Here is a 23,299-nt window from a genome sequence, read left to right on the forward strand (position 1 = left end):
ATGCCCTGAGCTGTATGTAAGTAATTTCCTACAGCTTATTCAGATCAATCCTACTTCCATTTGAAGTTGCCTTGAAAGTCAGAGCAACCAGGCAAGGCAATAACACGCCAAACAGCAAAAGCCCCGCTTCTACCTGCCAGTGTTCAATCACTCGAAAGATGTCCAGCACGAGCATGATGCTGCTGATTATCAATGCCAGACCGAACATCGCACAGCCCTTGTACAAAGCCTCGACGCCCGCCCCACGCAATAACAGCCACAGGCCCAACGCCCCCCAGGCCATGACCGCGCCCAGATAAAGCGCCAGGTGGTACACATCGTAAGTCAATACTTTACCAAACATGGTTTCCCCCTCCCGAGCTGCAGGAAAAAGCAAAGTACTGACTATAAGGCCAGGCCTTCCACTCAAACATCGAAAATTTTTGACAAAATTTTTGCACTTTGCCCTTTAGCATGCTTGGATTCTCGCATTCAAAAAAGAAAGCAGGCCTACTTAATGCGCACGCCCCTCGCCGCCCCGTGGCGGTATCTTCTGTTAGTTTGCTCACTGTGGTTCGGTATCTTCTTGCTGACCCGACTGGTATTGCTGGCCACTCATCTGGATGAAGTACATGGCGACTACGTCTCAATGTTCTTCAGTGGTGCCTTGTACGACCTGAGCTTCCTCACCTACGCCGCCCTGCCGCTGGGGCTGTACCTGGCCTTGTGCCCGGCAGCCTTGTGGCGCACTCGTTGGCATCGCCGGCTGATGAGCGGAGTACTGGTCGTCAGCCTGTTCGTGATGCTGTTCGTCGCGGTGGCAGAATGGCTGTTCTGGGACGAATTCGGGGTGCGCTTCAACTTCATCGCGGTCGACTACTTGGTGTACTCCAAGGAAGTGCTGGACAACATCCGCGAGTCGTACCCGCTACCCACCTTGCTAGGCAGCATCGCCGTCATCGCCGTGCTACTTGCCCTGGTCCTGCGCAGGCCCTTGACGCAAGCGCTCGCAGCGCCCGGCCTGACCTTAGGCCAGCGCCTTGGCGGCATTGCCGTGCTGGCGCTACTGGGCGGCCTAAGTGTGCTACTGGTAGACCAACAGTTCCCCCGCGGCCAGGGGGGCAACGCCTACCAACGCGAACTGGCCAGCAACGGCCCGTACCAGTTCTTTGCCGCGTTCCGTAACAACGAACTGGACTACAGCCAGTTCTACGCCACCCTCGATGCCAGCGAAGCCGGTGCGCAGATGCACCAGGAGCTGGCCGAGCCCAACGCACGGTTCCAGGCCAGCGAGCCCGAGGACATCCGCCGCCATATCAGCGCCAGCGGCGAGCCACGCAAGCCCAACATCATCCTGGTCACCATCGAAAGCTTCAGCGCCAAGTACATGGGCAGCAACGGCGACCCGCGCAACCTCACGCCCAACCTGGACGCCCTGCGCCGCGAAAGCCTGTACTTCAACAACTTTTACGCCACCGGTACCCGCACTGACCGTGGCTTGGAGGCCATCACCCTGTCGATCCCGCCAACACCGGGCCGCTCCATCGTCAAACGCATCGGCCGCGAAAGCGGTTACGGCAGCCTGGGCCAGCAACTGGCTGCTGTCGGCTATGACCCCGTGTTTGTCTATGGCGGGCGTGGCTACTTCGACAACATGAACGCCTTCTTCAGCGGCAACGGTTACCGTATCGTCGACCAAAGCAGCGTGGATGAAAGCGAAATCAGCTTCAAGAATGCCTGGGGCATGGCCGACGAAGACCTGTACAAGCAGGCCCTGAAACTGGCCGATGCCGACCATGCCAAGCAGCAGCCGTTCTTGCTGCAACTGATGACCACCTCCAACCACCGCCCTTACACCTACCCGGACGGCCGTATCGACATCCCTTCGGGTGAAGGCCGTGAAGGTGCGGTGAAGTACACCGACCATGCCATCGCGCAGTTCCTGCGCGAAGCCAAGGGCAAGCCATGGTTCGACAACACCCTGTTCGTCTTCGTGGCCGACCACACCGCCGGTAGCGCCGGCATGGAGGACCTGCCGGTGAACAATTACCAGATCCCGCTGTGGATCTACGCCCCCAAGCTGATCGCCCCGCGCGAGGACGCCCAACTGGCCAGCCAGATCGACCTTGCACCGACCTTGCTCGGCCTGCTGAATCTCAGCTACACCTCGACCTTCTTCGGCCGCGACCTGCTGCGTGAAGACGCCCTGCCGCCGCGGGTACTGATCGGAAACTATCAGCACCTGGGCCTGTTCGACGGTAAGGACCTGGCGATCCTCAGCCCGCGCGGCGGCATGCGTGTGCATCAGGATGCATTGGGTAACAGCCGAGAAATGACCGCAAACACCGACAACCCATTGGTACGCCGGGCCATCGCCTACTACCAGAGTGCGGCCAACGATTTCAGCAAAGGCCTACTCGCCTGGCAACCGGCAGCCAGCGATGAGGACAAAGGCGTGGCGGTCAGCCCCTGACCGCACGCCAAACCTTAGAGACCGCGCTGACCACCGCGAGTACCACGGCACCGGCCACCACCCCGGCCACGCCGTTGAGCAGCGCACCGGTCAGCGCCCCACCGCGCCCTTCGCTGAACGCCTCAATGGCATGATGCAAGGGCGCGATGCCATGCACCAGAATGCCGCCACCCACCAGAAACATCGCCGCCGTACCGATCACCGACAGGCTCTTCATCATGTACGGCGCTGTCTGCAGGATGCCGTTACCCAACACCTGAGCCAGACGCGAAGCCTTCCGGGTCATCCACAACCCCAGGTCATCCAGCTTGACGATACCCGCCACCAACCCGTAAACGCCGATGGTCATGACAATGGCAATGCCCGACAGCACGATGATCTGCTGGGTCAGCGGCGCATCGGCCACGGTGCCCAGGGTGATGGCGATGATCTCCGCCGAGAGAATGAAGTCGGTGCGCACCGCGCCCTTGATCTTGGTTTTCTCGAACGCCACCAGGTCGACATTGGCATCGGCCACCGCCTCCTTACGGGCTTCGTGCTCAGCCTCATGCTCTTCTTTGCTGTGCAAGAACTTGTGTGCCAGCTTCTCGAAACCCTCGAAGCACAGGTAGGCACCGCCCACCATCAGCAACGGCGTCACCGCCCAAGGGATGAACGCGCTGATCAACAGCGCCGCCGGCACCAGGATGGCCTTGTTCACCATCGACCCTTTGGCCACCGCCCACACCACCGGGATTTCGCGTTCGGCACGCACACCGGTGACCTGCTGGGCATTCAGCGCCAAGTCGTCGCCCAGCACGCCTGCGGTCTTTTTCGCTGCCACTTTGGTCATCACCGAGACGTCATCAAGCACCGTGGCGATGTCGTCGATCAGTACCAGTAGACTGCTTCCTGCCATGTTTGCCTGTATCCAGATGTGTAGGTGCCATCGATTCTAGCCCAAAGCCGCTGCCTTGAGCCCCCGTCGAGCCCGGTGCTACCATGCCCGATCCCTCTTAGAGGTGGCCAGACACGAGGAAGATCCCTGACCATGAGCACCATTCGCGAGCGCAACAAGGAACTGATCCTGCGCGCGGCCAGCGAGGAATTCGCCGACAAGGGCTTCGCCGCCACCAAGACCAGCGATATCGCGGCCAAGGCCGGCCTGCCCAAGCCAAACGTGTATTACTACTTCAAGTCCAAGGACAACCTCTACCGCGAGGTCCTGGAAAGCATCATCGCGCCAATCATGCAGGCGTCGACGCCGTTCAATGCCGACGGCGATCCGAAGGAAGTGCTAAGTTCATACATTCGTTCGAAGATCCGCATTTCGCGTGACCTGCCGCACGCCTCCAAGGTGTTCGCCAGCGAGATCATGCACGGCGCCCCGCACCTGTCGCCGAACCAGGTTGAGCAGTTGAACGAGCAGGCCCGGCACAACATCGAGTGCATCCAGCGCTGGATCGACCGTGGGCAGATTGCCCATGTGGACGCGCACCACCTGATGTTCAGCATCTGGGCGGCGACACAGACCTATGCAGATTTCGACTGGCAGATTTCTGCGGTGACGGGTAAGGCCAAGCTGGCCGACAGTGATTATGACGCGGCGGCGGAGACCATCATTCGCATGGTGCTCAAGGGCTGTGAGCCTGAGGTGGCCTGAGCCTCGGCGCTGGCCTCTTTCGCGGGCAAGCCCGCTCCCACAAGATCACCACATGCCTGAAGATTGTGGAGAACCTGTGGGAGCGGGCTTGCCCGCGAATAGGCCCGTACAGCCAATAGAGATTTAGGCAGCTACCCCGGCATCCGCCCGCAACCCCACTTCCTCGATCGCACTGATCGCACACTGCTCGTCAATGTCCGATGTATCCCCGCTGATCCCGACAGCACCCAGCACCTTGCCCGCCTGATCACGAATCAGCACCCCACCCGGCGCCGGCACCACCGGCCGTTCGCCCATCCCGTTCAGCGCCGCAAAAAACGCTGGCCGCTGCTGTGCATCCAGCGCCAGCAAACGCGACCCCTTGCCCAGCGCAATCGCACCCCAAGCCTTGCCCGTGGCCACCTCAGGCCGGATCAGGCTGGCGCCATCCTCGCGCTGCAGCGCCAGCAAGTGCCCGCCGGCATCCAGCACCGCTACGGTCAACGGCGCGGCGTTGATCTTGCGGCCCGCCGCCAGTGCGGCATTCACCAGGCTGACAGCAACGTTCAGGTTCAAAGCGTTCATGAAAAGGTCCTCTTCTTGTTGTGAGAAGCCCTGAGGGCAGTTGAAAACCGATAGAGCAAATAGAACACAACGAGATGTATTTTTGTATACAATATTTTGAAACGATCGTATGCGATGGTGCAAATCGCCGTTTTCACTGGCGCTCTGGCGAAAGCCAGCTTAGCCGATGAAAACCCATTGACCTGAGGCGTCAGCCGTGAATACACTCTGTCGCAACGCAAGTTGTATACAATTACAAAATCGATGAGGCACAAACCATGAGCAAAATGAGAGCAATCGATGCAGCCGTTCTGGTCATGCGCCGTGAAGGTGTAGATACCGCGTTCGGCATCCCGGGGGCTGCCATCAACCCGTTGTACTCGGCCCTGAAGAAAGTCGGTGGCATCGATCACGTCCTCGCTCGTCACGTCGAAGGTGCCTCGCACATGGCCGAGGGCTACACCCGTGCCAACCCGGGCAACATCGGCGTGTGCATCGGCACTTCCGGCCCGGCCGGCACCGACATGGTCACCGGCCTGTACAGCGCCTCGGCCGACTCCATCCCGATTCTCTGCATCACCGGCCAGGCCCCGCGTGCCCGCCTGCACAAGGAAGACTTCCAGGCGGTCGACATCACCAACATCGTCAAGCCGGTGACCAAGTGGGCGACCACCGTTCTGGAGCCAGGCCAGGTGCCTTACGCCTTCCAGAAGGCCTTCTATGAAATGCGCACCGGTCGCCCAGGCCCGGTACTGATCGACCTGCCGTTCGACGTGCAGATGGCCGAAATCGAATTCGACATCGACGCCTACGAGCCGCTGGCCATCAACAAGCCGTCCGCCACCCGCGTTCAGGCCGAAAAAGCCCTGGCCCTGCTCAATGACGCCGAGCGTCCACTGCTGGTGGCCGGTGGCGGCATCATCAACGCCGACGCCAGCGACAAGCTGGTCGAGTTCGCCGAACTGACCGGCGTGCCGGTCATCCCGACTTTGATGGGCTGGGGCACCATCCCGGACGACCACGCACAAATGGTCGGCATGGTCGGCCTGCAGACTTCGCACCGCTACGGCAACGCCACCCTGCTCAAATCCGACCTGGTGTTCGGTATCGGTAACCGCTGGGCCAACCGTCACACCGGCTCGGTCGACGTTTACACCGAAGGCCGCAAATTCGTGCACGTCGACATCGAACCCACCCAGATTGGCCGCGTGTTCACCCCGGACCTGGGTATCGTTTCCGACGCTGGCAAGGCGCTGGACGTGTTCCTGGAAGTGGCCCGCGAGTGGAAAGCCGCCGGCAAGCTGAAGTGCCGCAAGGCCTGGCTGGAAGACTGCCAGCAGCGCAAAGCCAGCCTGCAGCGCAAGACCCACTTCGACAACGTGCCGGTCAAGCCGCAGCGCGTATACGAAGAAATGAACCAGGTGTTCGGCAAGGACACCTGCTACGTCAGCACCATCGGCCTGTCGCAGATTGCCGGCGCGCAGTTCCTGCATGTGTACAAGCCACGCCACTGGATCAACTGCGGCCAGGCCGGCCCGCTGGGCTGGACCATCCCTGCCGCCCTCGGCGTGGTCAAGGCCGACCCGAAACGCAAAGTCGTTGCGCTGTCGGGTGACTACGACTTCCAGTTCATGATCGAAGAGCTGGCCGTGGGCGCGCAGTTCAACCTGCCGTACGTACACGTACTGGTGAACAACGCCTACCTGGGCCTGATCCGTCAGGCGCAGCGTGGCTTCGACATGGATTACTGTGTACAACTGGCGTTCGAGAACATCAATTCCACCGACGCTGCCACCTACGGTGTCGACCACGTCGCCGTGGTCGAAGGCCTGGGCTGCAAGGCCATCCGTGTGTTCGAGCCGGCAGAAATCGCCCCTGCCCTGATCAAGGCACAGAAAATGGCCGAAGAGTTCCGCGTGCCGGTGGTGGTCGAAGTGATTCTCGAGCGTGTAACCAACATTTCCATGGGCACCGAGATCAACGCGGTCAACGAGTTCGAAGACCTGGCCCTGGTCGGCAACGACGCGCCAACCGCCATCTCGCTGCTGGACTGATCGCCTGACGCCCCCAGGCCTACCTGGGGGCCTTCAACGCAAGGAGACAACCCATGCCTCGCTTCGCTGCCAACCTGTCCATGCTGTTCACCGAACAGGACTTCCTGGCCCGCTTCAAGGCTGCCGCCGACGCTGGTTTCAGCGGTGTCGAATACCTGTTCCCGTACGACTTCAGTGCTGCCGAAATCAAACAGCAGCTGGAGGCCAACGGCCTGACCCAGGTGCTGTTCAACCTGCCTGCCGGTGACTGGGCCAAAGGTGAGCGTGGCATCACCTGTCACCCCGACCGCATTGAAGAATTCCGTGCCGGTGTCGACAAGGCCATCGAGTACGCCAAGGTGCTGGGCAACACCCAGGTCAACGCCCTGGCCGGCATCCGCCCGCAAGGCCCGGACTGCGCTACCGTGCGCAAGACCTTCGTGGAAAACCTGCGCTACGCCGCCGACAAGCTCAAAGCCGCCGGTATTCGCCTGGTCATGGAAATGATCAACACCCGCGACATCCCGGGTTTCTACCTGAACACCACTCAACAGGCGCTGGAAATCCAGGCCGAGGTGGGCAGCGACAACCTGTTCCTGCAGTACGACATCTATCACATGCAGATCATGGAAGGTGACCTGGCGCGCACCCTGGAAACCAACCTGCCACTGATCAACCACGTCCAGCTGGCCGACAACCCCGGCCGTCATGAGCCAGGTACCGGCGAGATCAACTATCGCTTCCTGTTCGAGCACCTGGACCGCATTGGCTACCAGGGCTGGGTGGGCGCGGAATACAAGCCCAAGACCACCACCGAAGCGGGCCTGGGCTGGCTGAAAACGCACAACGCAATCTAAAAAACAACTCGGAACCCTGTGGGAGCGGGCTCGCCCGCGAACACCGGCGAAGCCGGTGCCATCCACCGAGTTGTCTGCTTCGCGGGCAAGCCCGCTCCCACAGGGGGCCAAGGCTTGCTTGAGATATCACAAATACAAAGAGGCACATTGTCATGGCTAAAATCGGTTTCATCGGCACCGGCATCATGGGCAAGCCCATGGCCCAGAACCTGCAGAAAGCAGGTCATAGCCTGTTCGTTTCCACCCATCACGACGCCGCGCCAGCCGAGCTGATCGCCGCCGGTGCAGTGGCCCTGGCCAACCCGAAGGAAGTGGCCCAGGAAGCCGAATTCATCATCGTCATGGTCCCGGACACCCCGCAGGTCGAAAGCGTCCTGTTCGGTGAAAACGGCGTGGCCGAAGGCGCAGGCCCGAACAAGGTGGTGATCGACATGAGCTCGATCTCCCCTACCGCCACCAAAGCCTTCGCCGAAAAAATCAAGGCTACCGGCGCCGCCTACCTGGACGCTCCGGTATCCGGCGGGGAAGTCGGTGCCAAAGCCGCGACCCTGAGCATCATGGTCGGTGGCTGCCCGAAAGCCTTCGAGCGCGCCCTGCCGCTGTTCGAAGCCATGGGCAAGAACATCACCCGCGTAGGTGGCAATGGCGACGGCCAGACTGCCAAGGTGGCCAACCAGATCATCGTTGCCCTGAACATCCAGGCTGTTGCCGAAGCCCTGCTGTTCGCTGCCAAAAACGGCGCCGACCCGGCCAAGGTACGTGAAGCCCTGATGGGCGGCTTCGCTTCGTCGAAAATCCTTGAAGTGCATGCCGAGCGCATGATCAAAGGCACCTTCGACCCGGGCTTCCGCATCAACCTGCACCAGAAAGACCTGAACCTGGCCCTGCAAGGTGCCAAGGAACTGGGCATCAACCTGCCCAACACCTCCAATGCCCAGCAAGTATTCAACACCTGCCAGGCCCTGGGCGGCGGCAACTGGGACCACTCGGCACTGATCAAAGGCCTGGAGCACATGGCCAACTTCTCGATCCGCGACGAGAAATAAAACCTACCGGCCTCATCGCGAGCTGCGCTCGCTCCTACGAGATCAGCGTAAGGCCCGTAGGAGCGAGCAAAGCTCGCGATTGAAGCACACGCTGACTGACCTGCGACCACAGGTCAGCCAGTGACACCGAGCAACACCCGCCCCTGGTTCGGCCTGCACGGAGGCAGTTCCAGGGGCGTTTTTGATTCTGCAGAACAACAATAATTGGGAGCCTGCCATGTCGGTCGATCCGCAAAAAATTCTCCGCGAGCTGTTCGACACAGCCATCGCTGCCGCCCACCCCCGTCAAGTCCTCGAACCCTTCCTGCCCGCCGACCGTAGCGGCCGGGTGATTGTCATCGGCGCCGGCAAGGCCGCAGCCGCCATGGCCGAAGTGGTCGAGAAAAGCTGGCAGGGCGAAGTCTCTGGCCTGGTCGTCACCCGCTACGGCCACGGCGCCAATTGCCAAAAAATCGAAGTGGTCGAAGCCGCCCACCCGGTCCCCGACGCCGCCGGCCTGGCCGTGGCCAAGCGCGTGCTGGACCTGGTCAGCAACCTCAACGAAGACGACCGCGTCATCTTCCTGCTGTCTGGCGGTGGTTCCGCCCTGCTGGCGCTGCCGGCCGAGGGCCTGACCCTGGCCGACAAGCAGCAGATCAACAAGGCACTGCTCAAATCCGGCGCTACCATCGGCGAGATGAACTGCGTGCGCAAGCACCTCTCGGCGATCAAAGGCGGCCGCCTGGCCAAGGCCTGCTGGCCTGCCACCGTTTACACCTATGCAATTTCCGATGTACCGGGCGACCTGGCAACGGTCATCGCCTCCGGCCCCACCGTGGCCGACCCGAGCACCTCGGCCGATGCCCTGGCCATCCTCAAGCGCTACAGCATCGAAGCGCCGCAAGCGGTCATCGACTGGCTGAACAACCCAGCCTCGGAAACCGTCAAAGCCGACGACCCGGCCCTGGCCCGCAGCCACTTCCAGCTGATCGCCAAGCCCCAGCAGTCGCTTGAAGCCGCCGCCGTGAAAGCCCGACAGGCCGGTTTCAGCCCGCTGATCCTCGGTGACCTGGAAGGCGAATCGCGCGAAGTGGCCAAGGTGCATGCCGGTATCGCCCGGCAGATCGTGCTGCACGGCCAGCCGCTGAAAGCCCCCTGCGTGATCCTGTCTGGCGGCGAAACCACCGTGACAGTGCGCGGCAACGGCCGTGGCGGGCGCAACGCCGAGTTCCTCCTCAGCCTTACCGAAAGCCTGAAAGGCCTGCCGGGTGTGTACGCCCTGGCCGGTGACACCGACGGCATCGACGGCTCGGAAGAAAACGCCGGTGCCTTCATGACCCCAGGCAGCTACGCCCGCGCCGAGGCCCTGGGCCTGTCGGCCAGCGACGAGCTGGACAACAACAACGGCTACGGCTATTTCGCCGCGCTGGATGCGCTGATCGTCACCGAACCAACCCGCACCAACGTCAACGATTTCCGCGCCATCCTGATCCTTGAGACTGCCCAATCATGACGCCTGATAAAAAAGTAAAGATCCTCGCCACCCTCGGCCCTGCGATCAAAGGCAAAGACGACATCCGCCAGCTGGTCGAGGCCGGGGTAAACATCTTCCGCCTCAACTTCAGCCACGGCGAACACGCTGACCACGCCTTGCGCTACCAGTGGATCCGCGAAGTCGAGCAGCAACTCAACTACCCGCTGGGCATCCTCATGGACCTGCAAGGGCCCAAGCTGCGTGTTGGCCGCCTGGCCGAAGGCAAGGTGCAACTGCAGCGTGGTCAGTCATTGCGCCTGGACCTGGACACGACGCCAGGCAACAGCGAGCGGGTCAACCTGCCCCATCCGGAAATCATCGCCGCGCTGGAGCCGGGCATGGACCTGCTGGTAGACGACGGCCGCCTGCGCCTGCGGGTGACCGCCAAGCACGCCGATGCCATCGACACGACCGTGCTGAACGGCGGTGAGCTGTCTGACCGCAAGGGCGTGAACGTGCCGCAAGCAGTACTCGACCTCTCCCCGCTTACCGAAAAAGACCGCCGCGACCTGGCCTTTGGCCTGGAACTGGGCGTGGACTGGGTGGCCCTGTCGTTCGTGCAGCGCCCGGAAGACATCGTCGAAGCCCGCCAGCTGATTGGCGACCGCGCCTACCTGATGGCCAAGATCGAAAAGCCATCGGCCGTCGAACAGCTGCAAGCCATCGCCGAACTGGCAGACGCCATCATGGTGGCCCGTGGTGACCTGGGTGTGGAAGTACCCGCCGAAAGCGTGCCGCAGATCCAGAAACGCATCATCGGCACCTGCCGCCAGCTGGGCAAACCAGTGGTGGTGGCCACGCAGATGCTCGAATCCATGCGCTTCTCGCCGGCACCGACCCGCGCCGAAGTCACCGACGTGGCCAACGCCGTGGCCGAAGGTGCCGATGCGGTGATGCTGTCGGCCGAGACCGCCTCGGGCGACTACCCGCTGGAAGCTGTGCAGATGATGAGCAAGATCATCCGCCAGGTGGAAAACGGCCCGGACTACCAGGCCCAGCTCGACGTTGGCCGGCCGAAAGCCGAAGCCACGGTGTCGGACGCCATCAGCTGCGCCATCCGCCGTATCAGCGGCATCCTGCCGGTGGCGGTGCTGGTCAACTACAGCGAATCGGGCGCCTCCACCCTGCGTGCTGCGCGCGAGCGGCCACGGGCACCGATCCTCAACCTGACGCCAAACCTGAACACCGCTCGCCGTCTAAGCGTGGCGTGGGGCGTGCATTCGGTGGTCAACGACCGCCTGCGCCAGGTGGACGAGGTGGTGTCGACTGCGCTGGAGATTGCCCAGGCGCAAGGCATGGCCAGCCGTGGCGATACGCTGCTGATCACGGCCGGCGTGCCTTTTGGCAAGCCGGGGTCGACTAACACGCTGCGGATCGAGACCTTGATCTAAGCAATCACACCTCTCCTGTAGGAGCGGGCTTGCCCGCGAAGAGGCCAGCAGGGACAACCCTGTTGTCTGAACTGACGCATTCGCGGGCAAGCCCGCTCCCACAGGGTTAGAGGTGTTGCACACAACGGCGGAAAACCCGAGGCCCAAAGAGGCCCACCGCGTTCCTTCAACCTCACTGACTGCCCCATGTACACCAAAAATTTCGTCAACCCGTGCCCCGACTGGGCCACGGCGTTACTCAACGGCTTCAGCCAGGTGCTGCTGCTGCGCAACCCCCTGTGCGGCCTGTGCTGCCTGCTGGCCATCCTGCTGACCGCCCCCGACCTGGTCGGTGGTGCCCTGCTCGGCGCCCTGGCCGGCCTGATCACCGCCCAGGCCCGTGGTTACGACCGCGCCGACCGCCAGGCCGGGCTGTACTGCTACAACGGTGTGCTGATTGGCCTGCTGATCAGCGCCGTGCTGCCGTGGTCGGTCATGCTGCCGCCACTGATCCTCGCCGCCGGCGGTTTATCCAGCATCATCACCCACCAGTGGCGCAAGCGCGGCGGCAAATTGCTGATCGCCTATACCGCGCCGTTCGTGTTGCTGGGCTGGGCCGTGCTGCTGTTCGCCAGCCCCTCGCCAAGCGGCTTCGTCGAGGCCGATCCGCTCTATGCCCTGGCGCGGGGTGTGGGCCAGATTTTCCTGCTCGATCAGCCCTTGGCCGGCTTGCTGATTATTGTCGGCATGCTCATCGCCAACCCTTATGCCTCGATGTGGGCAGTGATCGGCTCAGCCATTGGTGGCGGTGTAGCATTGCTTGCCGACCAGGCGCAGGCTGCGTGGTTGGGCCTGTACGGTTTCAATGCGGCACTGGCGGCATTGGCCTTCAGCAGGCAGGGTGAGAAACCGTGGGTAACAATGCTGGCAATTGCCTTGGCCCTGCTGCTGCAACCGGTGTTCACGCTGCTGCCTGTGGCAGGTCTGACTGCGCCCTTTGTCGCCGCCTGCTGGCTGATGCATGCGGGCAACCATCTGGCCCAGCCCAGACAGCGCAATGCCAGCCGCTTGCACAGCTGAAACGCAACCCCTAGGCTCAGCCCATCGCTTTTGTGGACCGAGCCAATGAACAACCCTGCGAGCCTGCGTGAACGGCTCTTCGTTATCGTCTTCCAGACCGACACCATGGCTGGAAGACGCTTCGACAAAATCCTCCTGCTGATCATCCTCGCCAGCCTGGTCACGGTGATCCTCGACAGCATCGACGAAATACACCAAGGCTACGCCGGCCTGCTCGCCGCCATCGAATGGGGCTTTACCGCGATCTTCCTGGCCGAGTACCTCACCCGCCTGTACTGCTCGCCCAAGCCCCTGCGCTATGCCTTCAGCTTTTACGGCCTGGTCGACTTGCTGGCGATCGTGCCGGGGATCATCGCGCTGTACTACAGCGACGCCCAGTACCTGCTGATCATCCGGGTGATCCGGATGCTGCGGATCTTCCGCGTGCTCAAGCTCAGCCCGTACCTCAAGCAGGCCCATTACCTGATGGAGGCACTGCGCGGCAGCAAGCAGAAGATCATCGTGTTTCTGGTCACGGTCTCGACCCTGGTAACCGTGTTCGGCACCTTGATGTATGTGATTGAAGGACCGGAGCATGGCTTTACCAGCATCCCCAAAGGCATCTACTGGGCTATCGTCACACTCACTACCGTGGGGTTTGGCGATATCGTGCCGAAGACGCCCCTGGGCCAGGTGCTGTCGTCGCTGGTGATGATTACGGGTTACTCAATTATTGCAGTGCCGACCGGCATCTTTACCGCCGAGCTGGCCAATGCCATGCGTGGTGAACAGCTGCAGCATGATTGCCCGACTTGCAGCAAGAAGACCCATGAGCATGGCGCGGCGTTCTGTTCCCGGTGTGGGAATGTGCTGTTCCCGAAAACCGAATAAGCAAAGAGCCATTTCGTCTTTAAAGCCCCAAGAACCAAACGCTATAGTCGCTGGCACATCGCCAAACATCTGAACCATAACAAGGAAGCAACGTGAAAAAACTGTTCACCGCCTCGCTGCTCGCCGCAGGCCTGGCCCTGGGCAACCTCGCCCAGGCCGCCCCTACCCTGCTGAACGTTTCCTACGACGTGATGCGCGACTTCTACAAGGACTACAACCCGGCCTTCCAGAAGCACTGGGAAGCCGAGCACAAAGAGAAGGTCAACGTGCAGATGTCCTTCGGCGGCTCCAGCAAGCAGGCGCGTGCAGTGATCGATGGCCTGCCGGCCGACGTCATCACCATGAACATGGCCACCGACATCAACGCCCTGGCCGACAACGGCAAGCTGGTGCCGGACAACTGGGTAACCCGCCTGCCGAACAACAGCGCGCCGTTCACCTCGGCCACCGTGTTCATCGTGCGCAAAGGCAACCCGAAAGCCCTGAAAGACTGGCCCGATCTGCTGAAGGACGGTGTGCAGGTGATCGTGCCCAACCCGAAAACCTCGGGTAACGGCCGCTACACCTACCTGTCCGCCTGGGGCTATGTGCTCAAGCAAGGCGGTGACGAGGCCAAGGCCCGTGACTTCGTTGGCAAGCTGTTCAAGCAAGCGCCGGTGCTGGATACCGGTGGCCGTGCTGCCACCACCACGTTCATGACCAACCAGATCGGCGACGTGCTGGTCACCTTCGAGAACGAAGCCGAAATGATCGCCCGCGAGTTCGGTCGCGACCAGTTCGAAGTGGTTTACCCAAGCGTGTCGGCCGAGGCCGAGCCACCTGTCAGCGTGGTGGACAAGGTGGTGGCCAAGAAGGGTACCCAGGCCGTGGCCGAGGAATACCTGAAGTACCTGTGGTCGCCAGAAGCTCAGGAGATCGCCGCCAACAACTACCTGCGCCCAAGGGATGCGACGGTACTGGCCAAGTACACCGACCGTTTCCCGAAAGTGGACTTCCTGTCGGTGGAGAAAACCTTTGGTGACTGGCGCACCGTGCAGAAGACCCACTTCAATGATGGCGGCGTGTTTGACCAGATTTATAGCGGTCAATAATTGAGGTAAGCCTTACCGGCCTCATCGCGATCCCTGTGGGAGCGGCTTTAGCCGCGAAGAGGCCGGCAAGAGCAACATCAAACCTGGCGGAAGACCAAAGCCTTCAGCCCCCCGGCCGGGTCCACATCGGGAAACTCCGGCGGGTTCTCCAACCGCTCGACAAACGCCAGCGAAGGCGCCTGCTCCGCCATCCCCTCGATCAGAAATTCCGGCCCGATCCCCGGGTCGTTCACGCACGCCAGCACTGTGCCACCCACATTCAGCAACTCCGGCAACCGCCGCAGGATCTTCGCGTAATCCTGGGTAAGCACAAAACTGCCGCGCTGGAAGGTGGGCGGGTCGATGATGATCAGGTCATAAGGCCCGTACTTGCGCACCTTGCCCCACGATTTGAACAGCTCATGCCCCAGGTAGGCCACCCGCGATGCATCGTGGCCATTCAGGCGGTGGTTATCACGGCCACGGGACAACGCCGACTTGGCCATGTCCAGGTTCACCACCTGCTCGGCGCCACCGGCAATCGCCGCCACCGAAAAGCCGCAGGTGTAGGCGAACAGGTTCAACACACGCTTGCCGGCTGCCTGCTCGCGCACCCAGCGCCGGCCGTAGCGCATGTCGAGGAACAGGCCATTGTTCTGCCGCACGCCCAGATCCAGCAGGTAGGTCAGGCCATCCTCGACCACCTCACGCTGCTGGCACGGCTCGCCCAGCAGCCACTGGCCCGGGCTGTCGGGCAGGTAGCGGTGCTGAATGAGGATCGCCTGGCCGGACCACTGCGGGCGTTCGGCAAAGGCACGCAACATGGCTTCCAGTTCAGCCAGCTGGCCTTCGGGTGGCTCGCGGAACAAGCCGACCGACAGCACACCCTGCAACCAGTCGACCGTCACTTGCTCCAGGCCCACCCAGCAGCGGCCACGACCGTGGAACAGTCGGCGGGTTTCCTGCGGGGCAGGGTCGAACGCGGCGAGCAGGTGTTGCTCAAGGGTGTGGATCGGCGAAGTCATGGTGGGTCGCAAACAAATGAAAAGGCCGCCATTCTACCCCTTGACCGCCACTTGTGCAGAACGGAACCACCAGCCCTGCTGCATCCCCGCCGCCGCCACCAGGATCAACCCCACGCCCAGCCACTGCAGCGGCGCCAGCCGATGCCCGAATGCCACCCAGTCCACCAGAATCGCCGCGATGGGGTAGATGAACGACAGCGCCCCGGTCAGCGCCGTGGGCAGACGCTGGATGGCACTGTAAAGCAGCACATACATGAGGCCGGTGTGCACCATGCCCAGTGCCAACAAGCTGGCTAACGCTGGCATTTCTCCGGGCAACCCGCCAGGCCTGACCCAGGGTGCCAGCATCAGCACACCGGTGGTCACCTGGATCAATGCAATCAGGTGAGGCGGCGTGCCACTCAGGCGCTTGATGATCAGTGCAGCGATTGCGTACAAGAACGCCGCCCCCAGCGCCAGGGCAATTCCCAGCAGATAATCCTCACCGCCACCCTGCCCCGTGCCATGGGCACTGACGATGGCCAACATGCCGAGGAAGGCGACGCTCAGCCAGGTCACCTTGGCCAAGGTAATCTTCTCGCCCAGGAACAGCGCCGCCAGCCCCACCAGCAGAAACGGCTGCACGTTGTACACCGCCGTGCCAATGGCAATCGACGCCCGTGAGTACGAGGCAAACAACAGTAACCAGTTGCCGACAATCGCCACCCCACTGGCAATCGCCAGCAAGAACGCCGTGCGGCTGATCACTCCCGGCCGCAGAAAGCCAAAAACGGCGCAGATCACCAGCAAGGTCACGGCGCCGAACACGCAGCGCCAGAACACCACCTCAAGCACGGGCTGGCCGGACACCAGCACGAACCAGCCGATGGTCCCGGAAATCAGCATGGCAGCAACCATTTCCAGCGAGCCACGGCGCAATGAACTGTCCATCTCACACCTCCCGTTGACGATGGCAACAGTATGCAAAGGATACCGGGTGCCATCCAGCGGATAACGAAGGCAGATTGTCATACGCGCCTTTACTATCAAGGCAAATAACGCAAATTACCTATTGAGGTGACCATGACTGACGCTATCGACCAACTCCTGATCAATGCCCTGATGGAGGACTCGCGCCGCTCGCTGAAGGCCCTGGCGCAGGTGAGCGGGCTGTCCGCACCCAGCGTCAGCGAGCGCCTGCGCCGGCTGGAGGAGCGCGGCGTGCTGCGCGGCTACACCGTGGAGGTCGACCCACGCGCGTTTGGCTACCAGTTGCAGGCCATCGTGCGCATCCGCCCGCTGCCGGGGCAGTTGCAGGAGGTGGAGCGACAGATCATTGCGATACCTGAGTTCACCGAGTGCGACAAGGTCACCGGCGAAGACTGCTTTATTGCCCGCCTGCATGTGCGTTCCATGGAACAGCTGGACACCCTGCTCGACCGCATCAATGTGCTGGCTGACACCAACACCGCGATCATCAAGAAAAGCCCGGTGAAGCGGCGGTTGCCGCCGATGGATTGAGAGGCGCCACAGGAAAACTTGACTATTTCTTGTACACAAGAATGTCACCTTAAGTGCCATTTTTGTGTGCAATTCATTCGGTAACGCCCCAATAAGTTACACACTACCCTGCAACTAATTTTGACCATTTGATCAACTAATTATCAGTCTAAAAATTTAAACCTGTTTATTTGGTCAACTTATAAGTCCTGAATATCATTAAGTTATCTTTCGAAACCCTAGATTCGAAATGATAGGTCTTTAACGCTTGCTCTTTCCTTGGCATGGAACTCGCTTTTGTGTCCTCGTGTTTTGTATACAAACTCAACAAAACATAAATACACAAGAACCCGCGACGCCGGACCAAAACCGGCCGCCGCGCCCAGAACCCTGTGATGCCAAGCTGCACTGACGAGATGGCGAGCCCGTGCGCATGCCCGCTCATCGCAGTCCATGTGCATCAGGAGCCCGCCGGAATGAGTAGCAGCCTCGACCTTGCCCCTGAACTATCCGTCGCCAGCACCCACCCTGCTTCCACACTTGACGGCAGCCAGCCCGCGCTGGCCCTGAGCCCGCGCCTGCATAACCGCGACCTTGCGCCTACCCGTATCGAAGGTCGCCGCTGGGGTGGATACAGCATCTTCGCGTTGTGGACAAACGATGTGCACAATATCGCCAACTATTCGTTCGCCATGGGCTTGTTCGCCCTTGGCCTGGGTGGCTGGCAAATCCTGCTGTCGCTGGCGATTGGCGCGGCGCTGGCGCACTTCTTCATGAACCTGTCCGGCTACATGGGGCAGAAAACCGGCGTTCCCTTCCCGGTCATCAGCCGCATCGCCTTCGGCATCCACGGCGCGCAGATTCCGGCGCTGATCCGCGCCGTCATTGCCATTGCCTGGTTCGGCATCCAGACCTACCTCGCCTCCGTGGTGCTGCGCGTGCTCCTGACCGCCGTGTGGCCGCACATGGCAGCCTACGATCACGACAGCATCCTCGGCCTTTCAAGCCTGGGCTGGGTGTGCTTCGTGTCGATCTGGCTGGTGCAGCTGGTGATCCTGGCGTACGGCATGGAGATGGTGCGCCGCTACGAGGGTTTCGCAGGCCCGGTGATCCTGCTGACCGTCTCGGCCCTGGCGGTATTCATGTACTTCCAGGCCGACACGCGCATCGCCTGGTCGGTGGCCGAGCCGCTGACTGGCTACGAGATGTGGCGCAACATCTTTGCCGGCGGTGCGCTGTGGTTGGCGATTTACGGCACCCTGGTGCTGAACTTCTGTGACTTCGCCCGCTCCTCGCCGTGCCGCAAGACGATTCGCGTGGGCAACTTCTGGGGCCTGCCGGTGAACATCCTGGTATTTGCCATCATCACCGTGGTGCTGAGCGGCGCACAGTTCCAGATCAACGGCCAGATCATCGACAGCCCGACGCAGATCGTCGCGGCCATCCCGAGCACACCCTTCCTGGTACTTGGCTGCCTGGCATTCCTGATCGTCACCGTGGCGGTGAACATCATGGCCAACTTCGTCGCCCCGGCCTTCGTGCTCAGCAACCTGGCGCCGCGTCACCTCAACTTCCGCCGCGCCGGGTTGATCAGTGCCACCGTGGCAGTGCTGATCCTGCCGTGGAACCTGTACAACAGCCCATTGGTGATCGTGTACTTCCTGTCGGGCCTGGGCGCCCTGCTCGGCCCGCTGTACGGGGTGATCATGTCCGACTACTGGTTGCTGCGCAAAGGCTGCATCAACGTGCCGCAGCTCTACAGCGAAGACCCGGCCGGTGCCTACCACTACACCAAGGGCATCAACCTGCGCGCCGTGGCAGCCTTCGTGCCGGCCGCACTGCTGGCCATCGTCCTGGCGCTGGTACCCCACTTCCAGCATGTGGCGCCGTTCTCCTGGCTGATCGGGGCCGGCATCGCCGCCGCCCTGTACCTGCTGATCGCGCCTCGCAATCGCCACTACCACGACGTCAGCGGCGAGTGCATCGCTGTCGACCACAGCAGCCATTGATCAAGGAAGCCTACCCATGCTTATTCTGATTGCCAACGTCAACACCACCGAAGCCATCACCGAGGCCATTGCCGAACAGGCGCGCAGTGTCGCCACCCCCGGCACCGAGATCATTGGCCTCACCCCCTGGTTTGGCGCCGAGTCGGTAGAAGGCAATTTCGAGAGCTACCTGGCTGCCATCGCCGTGATGGACCGGGTGCTGGCCTATGAAGGCCCCTACGACGCCGTGATCCAGGCCGGCTATGGCGAACACGGCCGTGAAGGCTTGCAGGAGCTGCTGAACGTACCGGTAGTGGACATTACCGATGCAGCCGCCAGCACGGCGATGTACCTGGGGCATGCTTACTCGGTGGTGACCACCCTGGACCGCACCGTACCGCTGATCGAGGACCGTTTGAAGCTCTCCGGGCTGTACGACCGCTGCGCCTCGGTAAGGGCCAGCGGGCTGGCCGTGCTGGAACTGGAAGAAGACCCGCAGCGTGCAGTGGAAGCCATCGTGGAGCAGGCCGAGCGAGCCGTGCGTGATGACAAGGCCGAGGTGATCTGCCTGGGTTGCGGCGGCATGGCCGGGCTGGACGAGCAGATCCGCCAACGCACCGGCGTGCCGGTGGTGGATGGGGTGAGCGCGGCGGTGACCATTGCCGAGTCGCTGGTGCGCATGGGCTTGAGTACCTCCAAGGTGCGCACCTATGCCACGCCACGGGCGAAGAAAGTGGTGGGTTGGCCGATGCGGTTCGGGCGCTGAGTCTTTAGCTGCCTTTAACGGCCTCTTCGCGGGTAAACCCGCGAAGAGGCCGGTACAGGTCAGCTCATCATTCGGGCTAACGCTGCACTATAACCTCAGGTCGGGCAGCTGTGCGCACCGTCATTCAGGCCCTGGCGTACGTTACGGCTGAGCAGGCTGGCCTTGCCGTCGTGCCAGGTCAGGGTCAGTACATAGAGGGTATCGAAGTCATCGCCGTTCCAGTCATCGGTAATCACCCGCTCTTCACCCAGCGCCTTGCCGGCCACGGTATTGATCAACTCCGGGAGGTAACCATGCGACCAGGCGGTGTAGATGGTTGCATTGCGGTACTTGTCGCTCAGCAGCTCGTCAGCCAGTTCGTCGGTGTCGTTGGCGCCATAGTCGATGTTCACCGGCAGGCCCAGACGGATGGCGCTGGGGGTAATGGTCATCAACGGGCGGATGTAGCTGTAGCTTTCGTCCTTGCTGCCTTCCTCGACATGCCGCGAAGGGTTGGCAGCGAACACGTAATCGGCCTTGCCAAAGCGCTCGGGCAGCACAGTGGCCAGGTCCAGCGCACGGTTCAGGCCTTGGCAGTTCAACTGGCCCAGCCCCTCGCCCGGCTTCTCGGCATGGCGCAGGAACACCAGGGTCTGGGTGCCATCCACCGCTTGCGCACGGCTTTCGACAGCCTCCAACGCCAGCGGTACGGCGACAGCTGTAAGCACCAGGCTCAGCAGCAAGTGACGGCGACGGCGGAAGAATGTTGGCAACTTCATCAAGGCAGGCTCGTGTGGCAAAGAAAATCGGATCAACCCGCCACATCGCCCCATCAGCTGCTGGGCGCCCTTGTAGTGAATGCCATCCTTGGCAACGAGTGAGGGTCAGAGTGCCCTGAACCCGTTTGGTTCCTCCCTGGAGGTAGATGCCGTTCCCTAGGCAAGGCCTAGGTTAGGGGATGGGTGTTGCGCAATTGTGTAAGCGGCCAGAACCTGAGGTTGCAATGCAGCAGTTCAATCATCCCGCGTCAGCACTTCCAGCAATTCGATCTCGAAGGTCAGGTCCGAATTCGGCGGGATCGCCCCCACGCTGCGCTCGCCATAGCCCAGGTGTGCTGGAACCTGCAGCTTGCGCTTGCCACCCACACGCATGCCCATCAGGCCTTGATCCCAGCCTTTGATCACCCGGCCGGTGCCGATCACGCACTGGAACGGCTTACCGCGTGACCAGGACGAATCGAACTCGCTGCCGTCGGCCAGCCAGCCGGTGTACTGGGTGGTGATCAGGGCGCCTTTGACGGCGGCTTTGCCATCACCCTCCACCAGGTCGATGATCTGCAGTTCTTGGCTCATGGGCACGCTCCAACGCGGGAAAACAAAGCCGCCCTTTTCTCAGGAATGCACCGGTTTTGCAAGTTTGCGCGGTGTTTCATGCCGCCGCTTCAAACCGGGCCGCGCTGAGCAATCAGCTGTTCTGCTCGAACACCTCTTGGCCAGTCAGTTCCTTGGTCTGGTTGGCAAAGCAGTACCAGGCGGGTTTTTCTTCCACGAAAATCTGCAGGTTGAAATCCCACGCCTGGTCACCGTCGAGCAGGCCGACCGGCACGGCATGGAAGTCGTTGGCCTTGAGCCGGTAATACAGGTGCGTGCCGCACTGGCCGCAAAACGCGCGCTGAGCCCAGTCAGACGACTCATACACCGAGGGTGCACGCCCTTCGATCACCGGGGGCCGGCTGCACTCCACAACCAGCAGCGGGCCGCCAGTCCATTTGCGGCACATGCTGCAATGGCAGGCACTGACATGGGTGTTGTCTACAGTGACCTTGAGCGTGGTGGCACCACACAGGCAAGTGCCTTGTTTTTCCAGGGCCATGGCTGGCTCCTTGAACAGGGAAAGAGCCAGCCAGTATAGATGCCTGAACGGGCCTCAGAAGTAGACGGTACCGCGCAGGTACAACGCCGCCCGCCCGCTGATGATTACCCGGCCATTGCCCGGCACTTCGCACTGCAGCTGCCCTTTGCGCGCCCCGCCCTGCTCACAGCTTAGTACCCGCTTGCCCAAACGCTCCGCCCACACCGGTGCCAGCGAGGTGTGCGCCGAACCGGTTACCGGGTCTTCATTCACGCCAACCCGCGGGCCGAACCAGCGGGTGACGAAATCAAAACCACGCCCTGCTGCCGTCACGGCAATACCACGCACGTCGAACGTGTTCAACGCTACGAAGTCCGGCGTCAGGGTGTCGAGGATCAACGCATCGTCGATCACCACCACATAGTCGTCGCTTTGGTACAACGCCTGTGCCTGGTTCAAACCCAGCGCTTGCAGCAACCCTGCCGGAATATCCACCGCAACCGGCTGCTTGGCCGGGAAATCCATCGCTAGCAACCCGTCAGCGCCACGGCTGACGCGCAACTCGCCGCTGCGGGTGTTGAAGCGGAGCACCTGCGCCTGCTCGCCCAGTTGCTCGAACAGCACATAGGCGGACGCCAGGGTGGCGTGGCCGCACAGGTCAACTTCCACGGTCGGGGTGAACCAGCGCAGGTCGTAAGTTTCACCATTGCGCACGAAATAGGCGGTTTCCGACAGGTTGTTCTCTTCGGCGATGCGCTGCAGCACATCGTCCGGCAGCCAGCTTTGCAGCGGAATCACGGCGGCCGGGTTGCCACCGAACGGTTCGGCGGAAAAGGCATCGACCTGGAAGATTTCGAGTTGCATGCACACACTCCTTGTTGCCCGGGTGTTGCCAGGCAGATGGCTGATAGAGATTTACGCGCGAACCGGGGTCAAGACGGGCTCACCTGCAAAGAACGCCTGCAGGTGGGGATTATGCGGAGTGACCATACAGTACAGTCAATTGGTAATTTCGCGGAAAACTGTACTGTATCGATAGATGTAAGACGAGATTACATGACGCCTGGGAGATCGAGCGCCGCGCGCGCGGCGCATCGTGAGCTGCGCTCACTCCTACGCTTGTTTCGGGCCAGTTATGCCTGTGACAGACGCGCGCGACCGCCTTGTTTGTACAACTCGATACTGTGCCATGCGCCAATGCGTTCGCGCGCGAATCTCATAGGACGGACTGGCCCGAAATGAACGTAGGCGCGGGCGGCGCTCGATCTCGAACACCCCAAAAAACTCAAGACAACCCCCAAAAGCCCACTATTGAGCGAACGCCCGCCCCAACCCCCCTGGCACACCACTGCTATCCGTTTCTTGCCACGGACCATTCGGGCTCAACGACCAGCTCCAACCGTTATCAAACCGGTAATACGTACGCTGCCGGTAGAAGGTATTGGGCTGTTTCTCCAACACATATACACCCAGTTTAGGGTCCCAATGGCTCGCCCCACCAGGCGGTGGCGCAAAGCTGGCCGAGGTACGCGGCATCGGTTTGGGAATCGCCGCCGGCTTGCTCGGCTGGGACGATGGCTGCCCGCCCGGCAACGGCTTGACCACCGGCCCCTGTGGCGGCACGCGTTCAATCGGGGGTTCAGGCTGCTCATACGGCTGATGCACCGTACACGCAGACAAACCCAGGGCCAGGGTAATCAGGGTCAGGCGGACGGTGCTGTGCATGGCATTGCTC

General features: G+C 61.7%; 23 protein-coding genes. 13 read left to right on the forward strand and 10 right to left on the reverse strand.

The window, feature by feature from the left end; translation table 11 throughout:
- Positions 1–28: 28 nt before the first annotated feature.
- A complete protein-coding gene (locus ACF8MI_RS14720; protein ID WP_104834249.1) occupies positions 29–343 on the reverse strand; it encodes a hypothetical protein in 315 nt (104 codons plus the stop codon).
- Positions 344–496: 153 nt separating this feature from the next.
- Here ACF8MI_RS14720 and ACF8MI_RS14725 point away from each other — a divergent pair, with 153 nt between their 5' ends.
- The gene (locus tag ACF8MI_RS14725; RefSeq protein WP_104834248.1) at positions 497–2,452 is read left to right on the forward strand and encodes an LTA synthase family protein; all 1,956 of its coding nucleotides are present in this window, start codon (positions 497–499) and stop codon (positions 2,450–2,452) included.
- Here ACF8MI_RS14725 and ACF8MI_RS14730 read toward each other — a convergent pair.
- Complete coding sequence (locus ACF8MI_RS14730; protein ID WP_104834247.1) at positions 2,442–3,350, reverse strand: DUF808 domain-containing protein; 909 nt, start codon at positions 3,348–3,350, stop codon at positions 2,442–2,444. The genes ACF8MI_RS14725 and ACF8MI_RS14730 overlap by 11 nt on opposite strands.
- A gap of 132 nt (positions 3,351–3,482) precedes the next feature.
- Between ACF8MI_RS14730 and ACF8MI_RS14735 the strand changes: the two genes are divergently transcribed.
- Positions 3,483–4,094: a TetR/AcrR family transcriptional regulator gene (locus tag ACF8MI_RS14735; protein WP_060499633.1), complete on the forward strand. Its 612-nt coding sequence runs from the start codon at positions 3,483–3,485 to the stop codon at positions 4,092–4,094.
- A gap of 123 nt (positions 4,095–4,217) precedes the next feature.
- On the opposite strand, the gene ACF8MI_RS14740 is transcribed toward ACF8MI_RS14735, so the two are convergent.
- Positions 4,218–4,658 carry a heme-binding protein gene (locus tag ACF8MI_RS14740; RefSeq protein WP_028699366.1) on the reverse strand — a complete coding sequence of 147 codons (441 nt, stop codon included), beginning with the start codon at positions 4,656–4,658 and terminating at the stop codon, positions 4,218–4,220.
- Between the two features lie 257 nt (positions 4,659–4,915).
- On the opposite strand from ACF8MI_RS14740, the gene gcl reads away from it, so the two are divergent.
- The 8 genes from gcl to ACF8MI_RS14780 all read left to right on the forward strand — a co-directional run bounded on the left by gcl (position 4,916) and on the right by ACF8MI_RS14780 (position 14,497).
- Positions 4,916–6,691 (forward strand): glyoxylate carboligase, encoded by a 1,776-nt coding sequence (gene gcl / locus ACF8MI_RS14745; RefSeq protein WP_016711737.1) that lies wholly within the window; start codon positions 4,916–4,918, stop codon positions 6,689–6,691.
- Positions 6,692–6,744: 53 nt separating this feature from the next.
- The gene (hyi, locus tag ACF8MI_RS14750; protein ID WP_060499632.1) at positions 6,745–7,527 is read left to right on the forward strand and encodes a hydroxypyruvate isomerase; all 783 of its coding nucleotides are present in this window, start codon (positions 6,745–6,747) and stop codon (positions 7,525–7,527) included.
- 152 nt (positions 7,528–7,679) lie between these two features.
- Positions 7,680–8,573 (forward strand): 2-hydroxy-3-oxopropionate reductase, encoded by an 894-nt coding sequence (locus ACF8MI_RS14755; RefSeq protein ID WP_060499631.1) that lies wholly within the window; start codon positions 7,680–7,682, stop codon positions 8,571–8,573.
- Positions 8,574–8,790: 217 nt separating this feature from the next.
- Entirely contained in the window at positions 8,791–10,065 is a 1,275-nt protein-coding gene (locus ACF8MI_RS14760) for a glycerate kinase (protein WP_392517585.1), read from the forward strand.
- Entirely contained in the window at positions 10,062–11,477 is a 1,416-nt protein-coding gene (gene pyk, locus ACF8MI_RS14765) for a pyruvate kinase (RefSeq protein ID WP_016711741.1), read from the forward strand. Before ACF8MI_RS14760 ends, pyk begins: the two co-directional genes overlap by 4 nt.
- 186 nt (positions 11,478–11,663) lie before the next feature.
- Positions 11,664–12,536: an urea transporter gene (locus ACF8MI_RS14770; RefSeq protein ID WP_156867851.1), complete on the forward strand. Its 873-nt coding sequence runs from the start codon at positions 11,664–11,666 to the stop codon at positions 12,534–12,536.
- 45 nt (positions 12,537–12,581) lie between these two features.
- Positions 12,582–13,406 carry an ion transporter gene (locus ACF8MI_RS14775; protein WP_060499627.1) on the forward strand — a complete coding sequence of 275 codons (825 nt, stop codon included), beginning with the start codon at positions 12,582–12,584 and terminating at the stop codon, positions 13,404–13,406.
- Positions 13,407–13,498: 92 nt separating this feature from the next.
- Complete coding sequence (locus tag ACF8MI_RS14780; RefSeq protein ID WP_060499626.1) at positions 13,499–14,497, forward strand: sulfate ABC transporter substrate-binding protein; 999 nt, start codon at positions 13,499–13,501, stop codon at positions 14,495–14,497.
- Positions 14,498–14,574: 77 nt separating this feature from the next.
- On the opposite strand, the gene ACF8MI_RS14785 is transcribed toward ACF8MI_RS14780, so the two are convergent.
- Positions 14,575–15,501, reverse strand: coding sequence for a class I SAM-dependent methyltransferase (locus ACF8MI_RS14785; RefSeq protein ID WP_060499625.1), 927 nt, complete (start codon positions 15,499–15,501; stop codon positions 14,575–14,577).
- A 33-nt stretch (positions 15,502–15,534) separates the two neighbouring features.
- Positions 15,535–16,431: a DMT family transporter gene (locus ACF8MI_RS14790; RefSeq protein WP_060499624.1), complete on the reverse strand. Its 897-nt coding sequence runs from the start codon at positions 16,429–16,431 to the stop codon at positions 15,535–15,537.
- A gap of 132 nt (positions 16,432–16,563) precedes the next feature.
- On the opposite strand from ACF8MI_RS14790, the gene ACF8MI_RS14795 reads away from it, so the two are divergent.
- The 3 genes from ACF8MI_RS14795 to ACF8MI_RS14805 all read left to right on the forward strand — a co-directional run bounded on the left by ACF8MI_RS14795 (position 16,564) and on the right by ACF8MI_RS14805 (position 19,734).
- Positions 16,564–17,001, forward strand: a complete 438-nt coding sequence (locus ACF8MI_RS14795) for an Lrp/AsnC family transcriptional regulator (protein WP_016711747.1) — start codon at positions 16,564–16,566, stop codon at positions 16,999–17,001.
- Between the two features lie 455 nt (positions 17,002–17,456).
- Entirely contained in the window at positions 17,457–18,989 is a 1,533-nt protein-coding gene (locus tag ACF8MI_RS14800) for an NCS1 family nucleobase:cation symporter-1 (protein WP_392517586.1), read from the forward strand.
- Positions 18,990–19,005: 16 nt separating this feature from the next.
- A complete protein-coding gene (locus tag ACF8MI_RS14805) occupies positions 19,006–19,734 on the forward strand; it encodes an aspartate/glutamate racemase family protein (protein ID WP_392517587.1) in 729 nt (242 codons plus the stop codon).
- A gap of 95 nt (positions 19,735–19,829) precedes the next feature.
- Here the strand turns inward: ACF8MI_RS14805 and ACF8MI_RS14810 are convergent, their stop codons facing one another.
- The 5 genes from ACF8MI_RS14810 to ACF8MI_RS14830 all read right to left on the reverse strand — a co-directional run bounded on the left by ACF8MI_RS14810 (position 19,830) and on the right by ACF8MI_RS14830 (position 23,289).
- Positions 19,830–20,492: a histidine phosphatase family protein gene (locus ACF8MI_RS14810; RefSeq protein WP_104834244.1), complete on the reverse strand. Its 663-nt coding sequence runs from the start codon at positions 20,490–20,492 to the stop codon at positions 19,830–19,832.
- 234 nt (positions 20,493–20,726) lie between these two features.
- Positions 20,727–21,065: an FKBP-type peptidyl-prolyl cis-trans isomerase gene (locus tag ACF8MI_RS14815; RefSeq protein ID WP_019099528.1), complete on the reverse strand. Its 339-nt coding sequence runs from the start codon at positions 21,063–21,065 to the stop codon at positions 20,727–20,729.
- A 112-nt stretch (positions 21,066–21,177) separates the two neighbouring features.
- Positions 21,178–21,585 (reverse strand): GFA family protein, encoded by a 408-nt coding sequence (locus tag ACF8MI_RS14820; RefSeq protein WP_060499619.1) that lies wholly within the window; start codon positions 21,583–21,585, stop codon positions 21,178–21,180.
- A 54-nt stretch (positions 21,586–21,639) separates the two neighbouring features.
- Positions 21,640–22,428 carry a PhzF family phenazine biosynthesis protein gene (locus ACF8MI_RS14825; protein ID WP_060499618.1) on the reverse strand — a complete coding sequence of 263 codons (789 nt, stop codon included), beginning with the start codon at positions 22,426–22,428 and terminating at the stop codon, positions 21,640–21,642.
- Positions 22,429–22,872: 444 nt separating this feature from the next.
- The gene (locus tag ACF8MI_RS14830; RefSeq protein ID WP_060499617.1) at positions 22,873–23,289 is read right to left on the reverse strand and encodes a hypothetical protein; all 417 of its coding nucleotides are present in this window, start codon (positions 23,287–23,289) and stop codon (positions 22,873–22,875) included.
- Between the last annotated feature and the right edge of the window lie 10 nt (positions 23,290–23,299).

The organism is Pseudomonas sp. yb_9, from assembly GCF_043103635.1.
Taxonomy (GTDB): Bacteria; Pseudomonadota; Gammaproteobacteria; order Pseudomonadales; family Pseudomonadaceae; genus Aquipseudomonas; species Aquipseudomonas monteilii.

Excerpts from the sequence above, each read along its gene's own strand:
- ACF8MI_RS14740 (WP_028699366.1), bottom strand. The coding sequence starts at position 4,658 with ATGAACGCTTTGAACCTGAACGTTGCTGTCAGCCTGGTGAATGCCGCA.
- ACF8MI_RS14775 (WP_060499627.1), top strand. The coding sequence starts at position 12,582 with ATGAACAACCCTGCGAGCCTGCGTGAACGGCTCTTCGTTATCGTCTTC.
- gcl (WP_016711737.1), top strand. The coding sequence starts at position 4,916 with ATGAGCAAAATGAGAGCAATCGATGCAGCCGTTCTGGTCATGCGCCGT.
- ACF8MI_RS14800 (WP_392517586.1), top strand. The coding sequence starts at position 17,457 with ATGAGTAGCAGCCTCGACCTTGCCCCTGAACTATCCGTCGCCAGCACC.
- ACF8MI_RS14735 (WP_060499633.1), top strand. The coding sequence starts at position 3,483 with ATGAGCACCATTCGCGAGCGCAACAAGGAACTGATCCTGCGCGCGGCC.
- pyk (WP_016711741.1), top strand. The coding sequence starts at position 10,062 with ATGACGCCTGATAAAAAAGTAAAGATCCTCGCCACCCTCGGCCCTGCG.
- ACF8MI_RS14795 (WP_016711747.1), top strand. The coding sequence starts at position 16,564 with ATGACTGACGCTATCGACCAACTCCTGATCAATGCCCTGATGGAGGAC.
- ACF8MI_RS14770 (WP_156867851.1), top strand. The coding sequence starts at position 11,664 with ATGTACACCAAAAATTTCGTCAACCCGTGCCCCGACTGGGCCACGGCG.
- ACF8MI_RS14720 (WP_104834249.1), bottom strand. The coding sequence starts at position 343 with ATGTTTGGTAAAGTATTGACTTACGATGTGTACCACCTGGCGCTTTAT.
- ACF8MI_RS14755 (WP_060499631.1), top strand. The coding sequence starts at position 7,680 with ATGGCTAAAATCGGTTTCATCGGCACCGGCATCATGGGCAAGCCCATG.
- hyi (WP_060499632.1), top strand. The coding sequence starts at position 6,745 with ATGCCTCGCTTCGCTGCCAACCTGTCCATGCTGTTCACCGAACAGGAC.
- ACF8MI_RS14810 (WP_104834244.1), bottom strand. The coding sequence starts at position 20,492 with ATGAAGTTGCCAACATTCTTCCGCCGTCGCCGTCACTTGCTGCTGAGC.
- ACF8MI_RS14825 (WP_060499618.1), bottom strand. The coding sequence starts at position 22,428 with ATGCAACTCGAAATCTTCCAGGTCGATGCCTTTTCCGCCGAACCGTTC.
- ACF8MI_RS14730 (WP_104834247.1), bottom strand. The coding sequence starts at position 3,350 with ATGGCAGGAAGCAGTCTACTGGTACTGATCGACGACATCGCCACGGTG.
- ACF8MI_RS14805 (WP_392517587.1), top strand. The coding sequence starts at position 19,006 with ATGCTTATTCTGATTGCCAACGTCAACACCACCGAAGCCATCACCGAG.
- ACF8MI_RS14820 (WP_060499619.1), bottom strand. The coding sequence starts at position 21,585 with ATGGCCCTGGAAAAACAAGGCACTTGCCTGTGTGGTGCCACCACGCTC.
- ACF8MI_RS14760 (WP_392517585.1), top strand. The coding sequence starts at position 8,791 with ATGTCGGTCGATCCGCAAAAAATTCTCCGCGAGCTGTTCGACACAGCC.
- ACF8MI_RS14790 (WP_060499624.1), bottom strand. The coding sequence starts at position 16,431 with ATGGACAGTTCATTGCGCCGTGGCTCGCTGGAAATGGTTGCTGCCATG.
- ACF8MI_RS14725 (WP_104834248.1), top strand. The coding sequence starts at position 497 with ATGCGCACGCCCCTCGCCGCCCCGTGGCGGTATCTTCTGTTAGTTTGC.
- ACF8MI_RS14815 (WP_019099528.1), bottom strand. The coding sequence starts at position 21,065 with ATGAGCCAAGAACTGCAGATCATCGACCTGGTGGAGGGTGATGGCAAA.
- ACF8MI_RS14785 (WP_060499625.1), bottom strand. The coding sequence starts at position 15,501 with ATGACTTCGCCGATCCACACCCTTGAGCAACACCTGCTCGCCGCGTTC.
- ACF8MI_RS14830 (WP_060499617.1), bottom strand. The coding sequence starts at position 23,289 with ATGCACAGCACCGTCCGCCTGACCCTGATTACCCTGGCCCTGGGTTTG.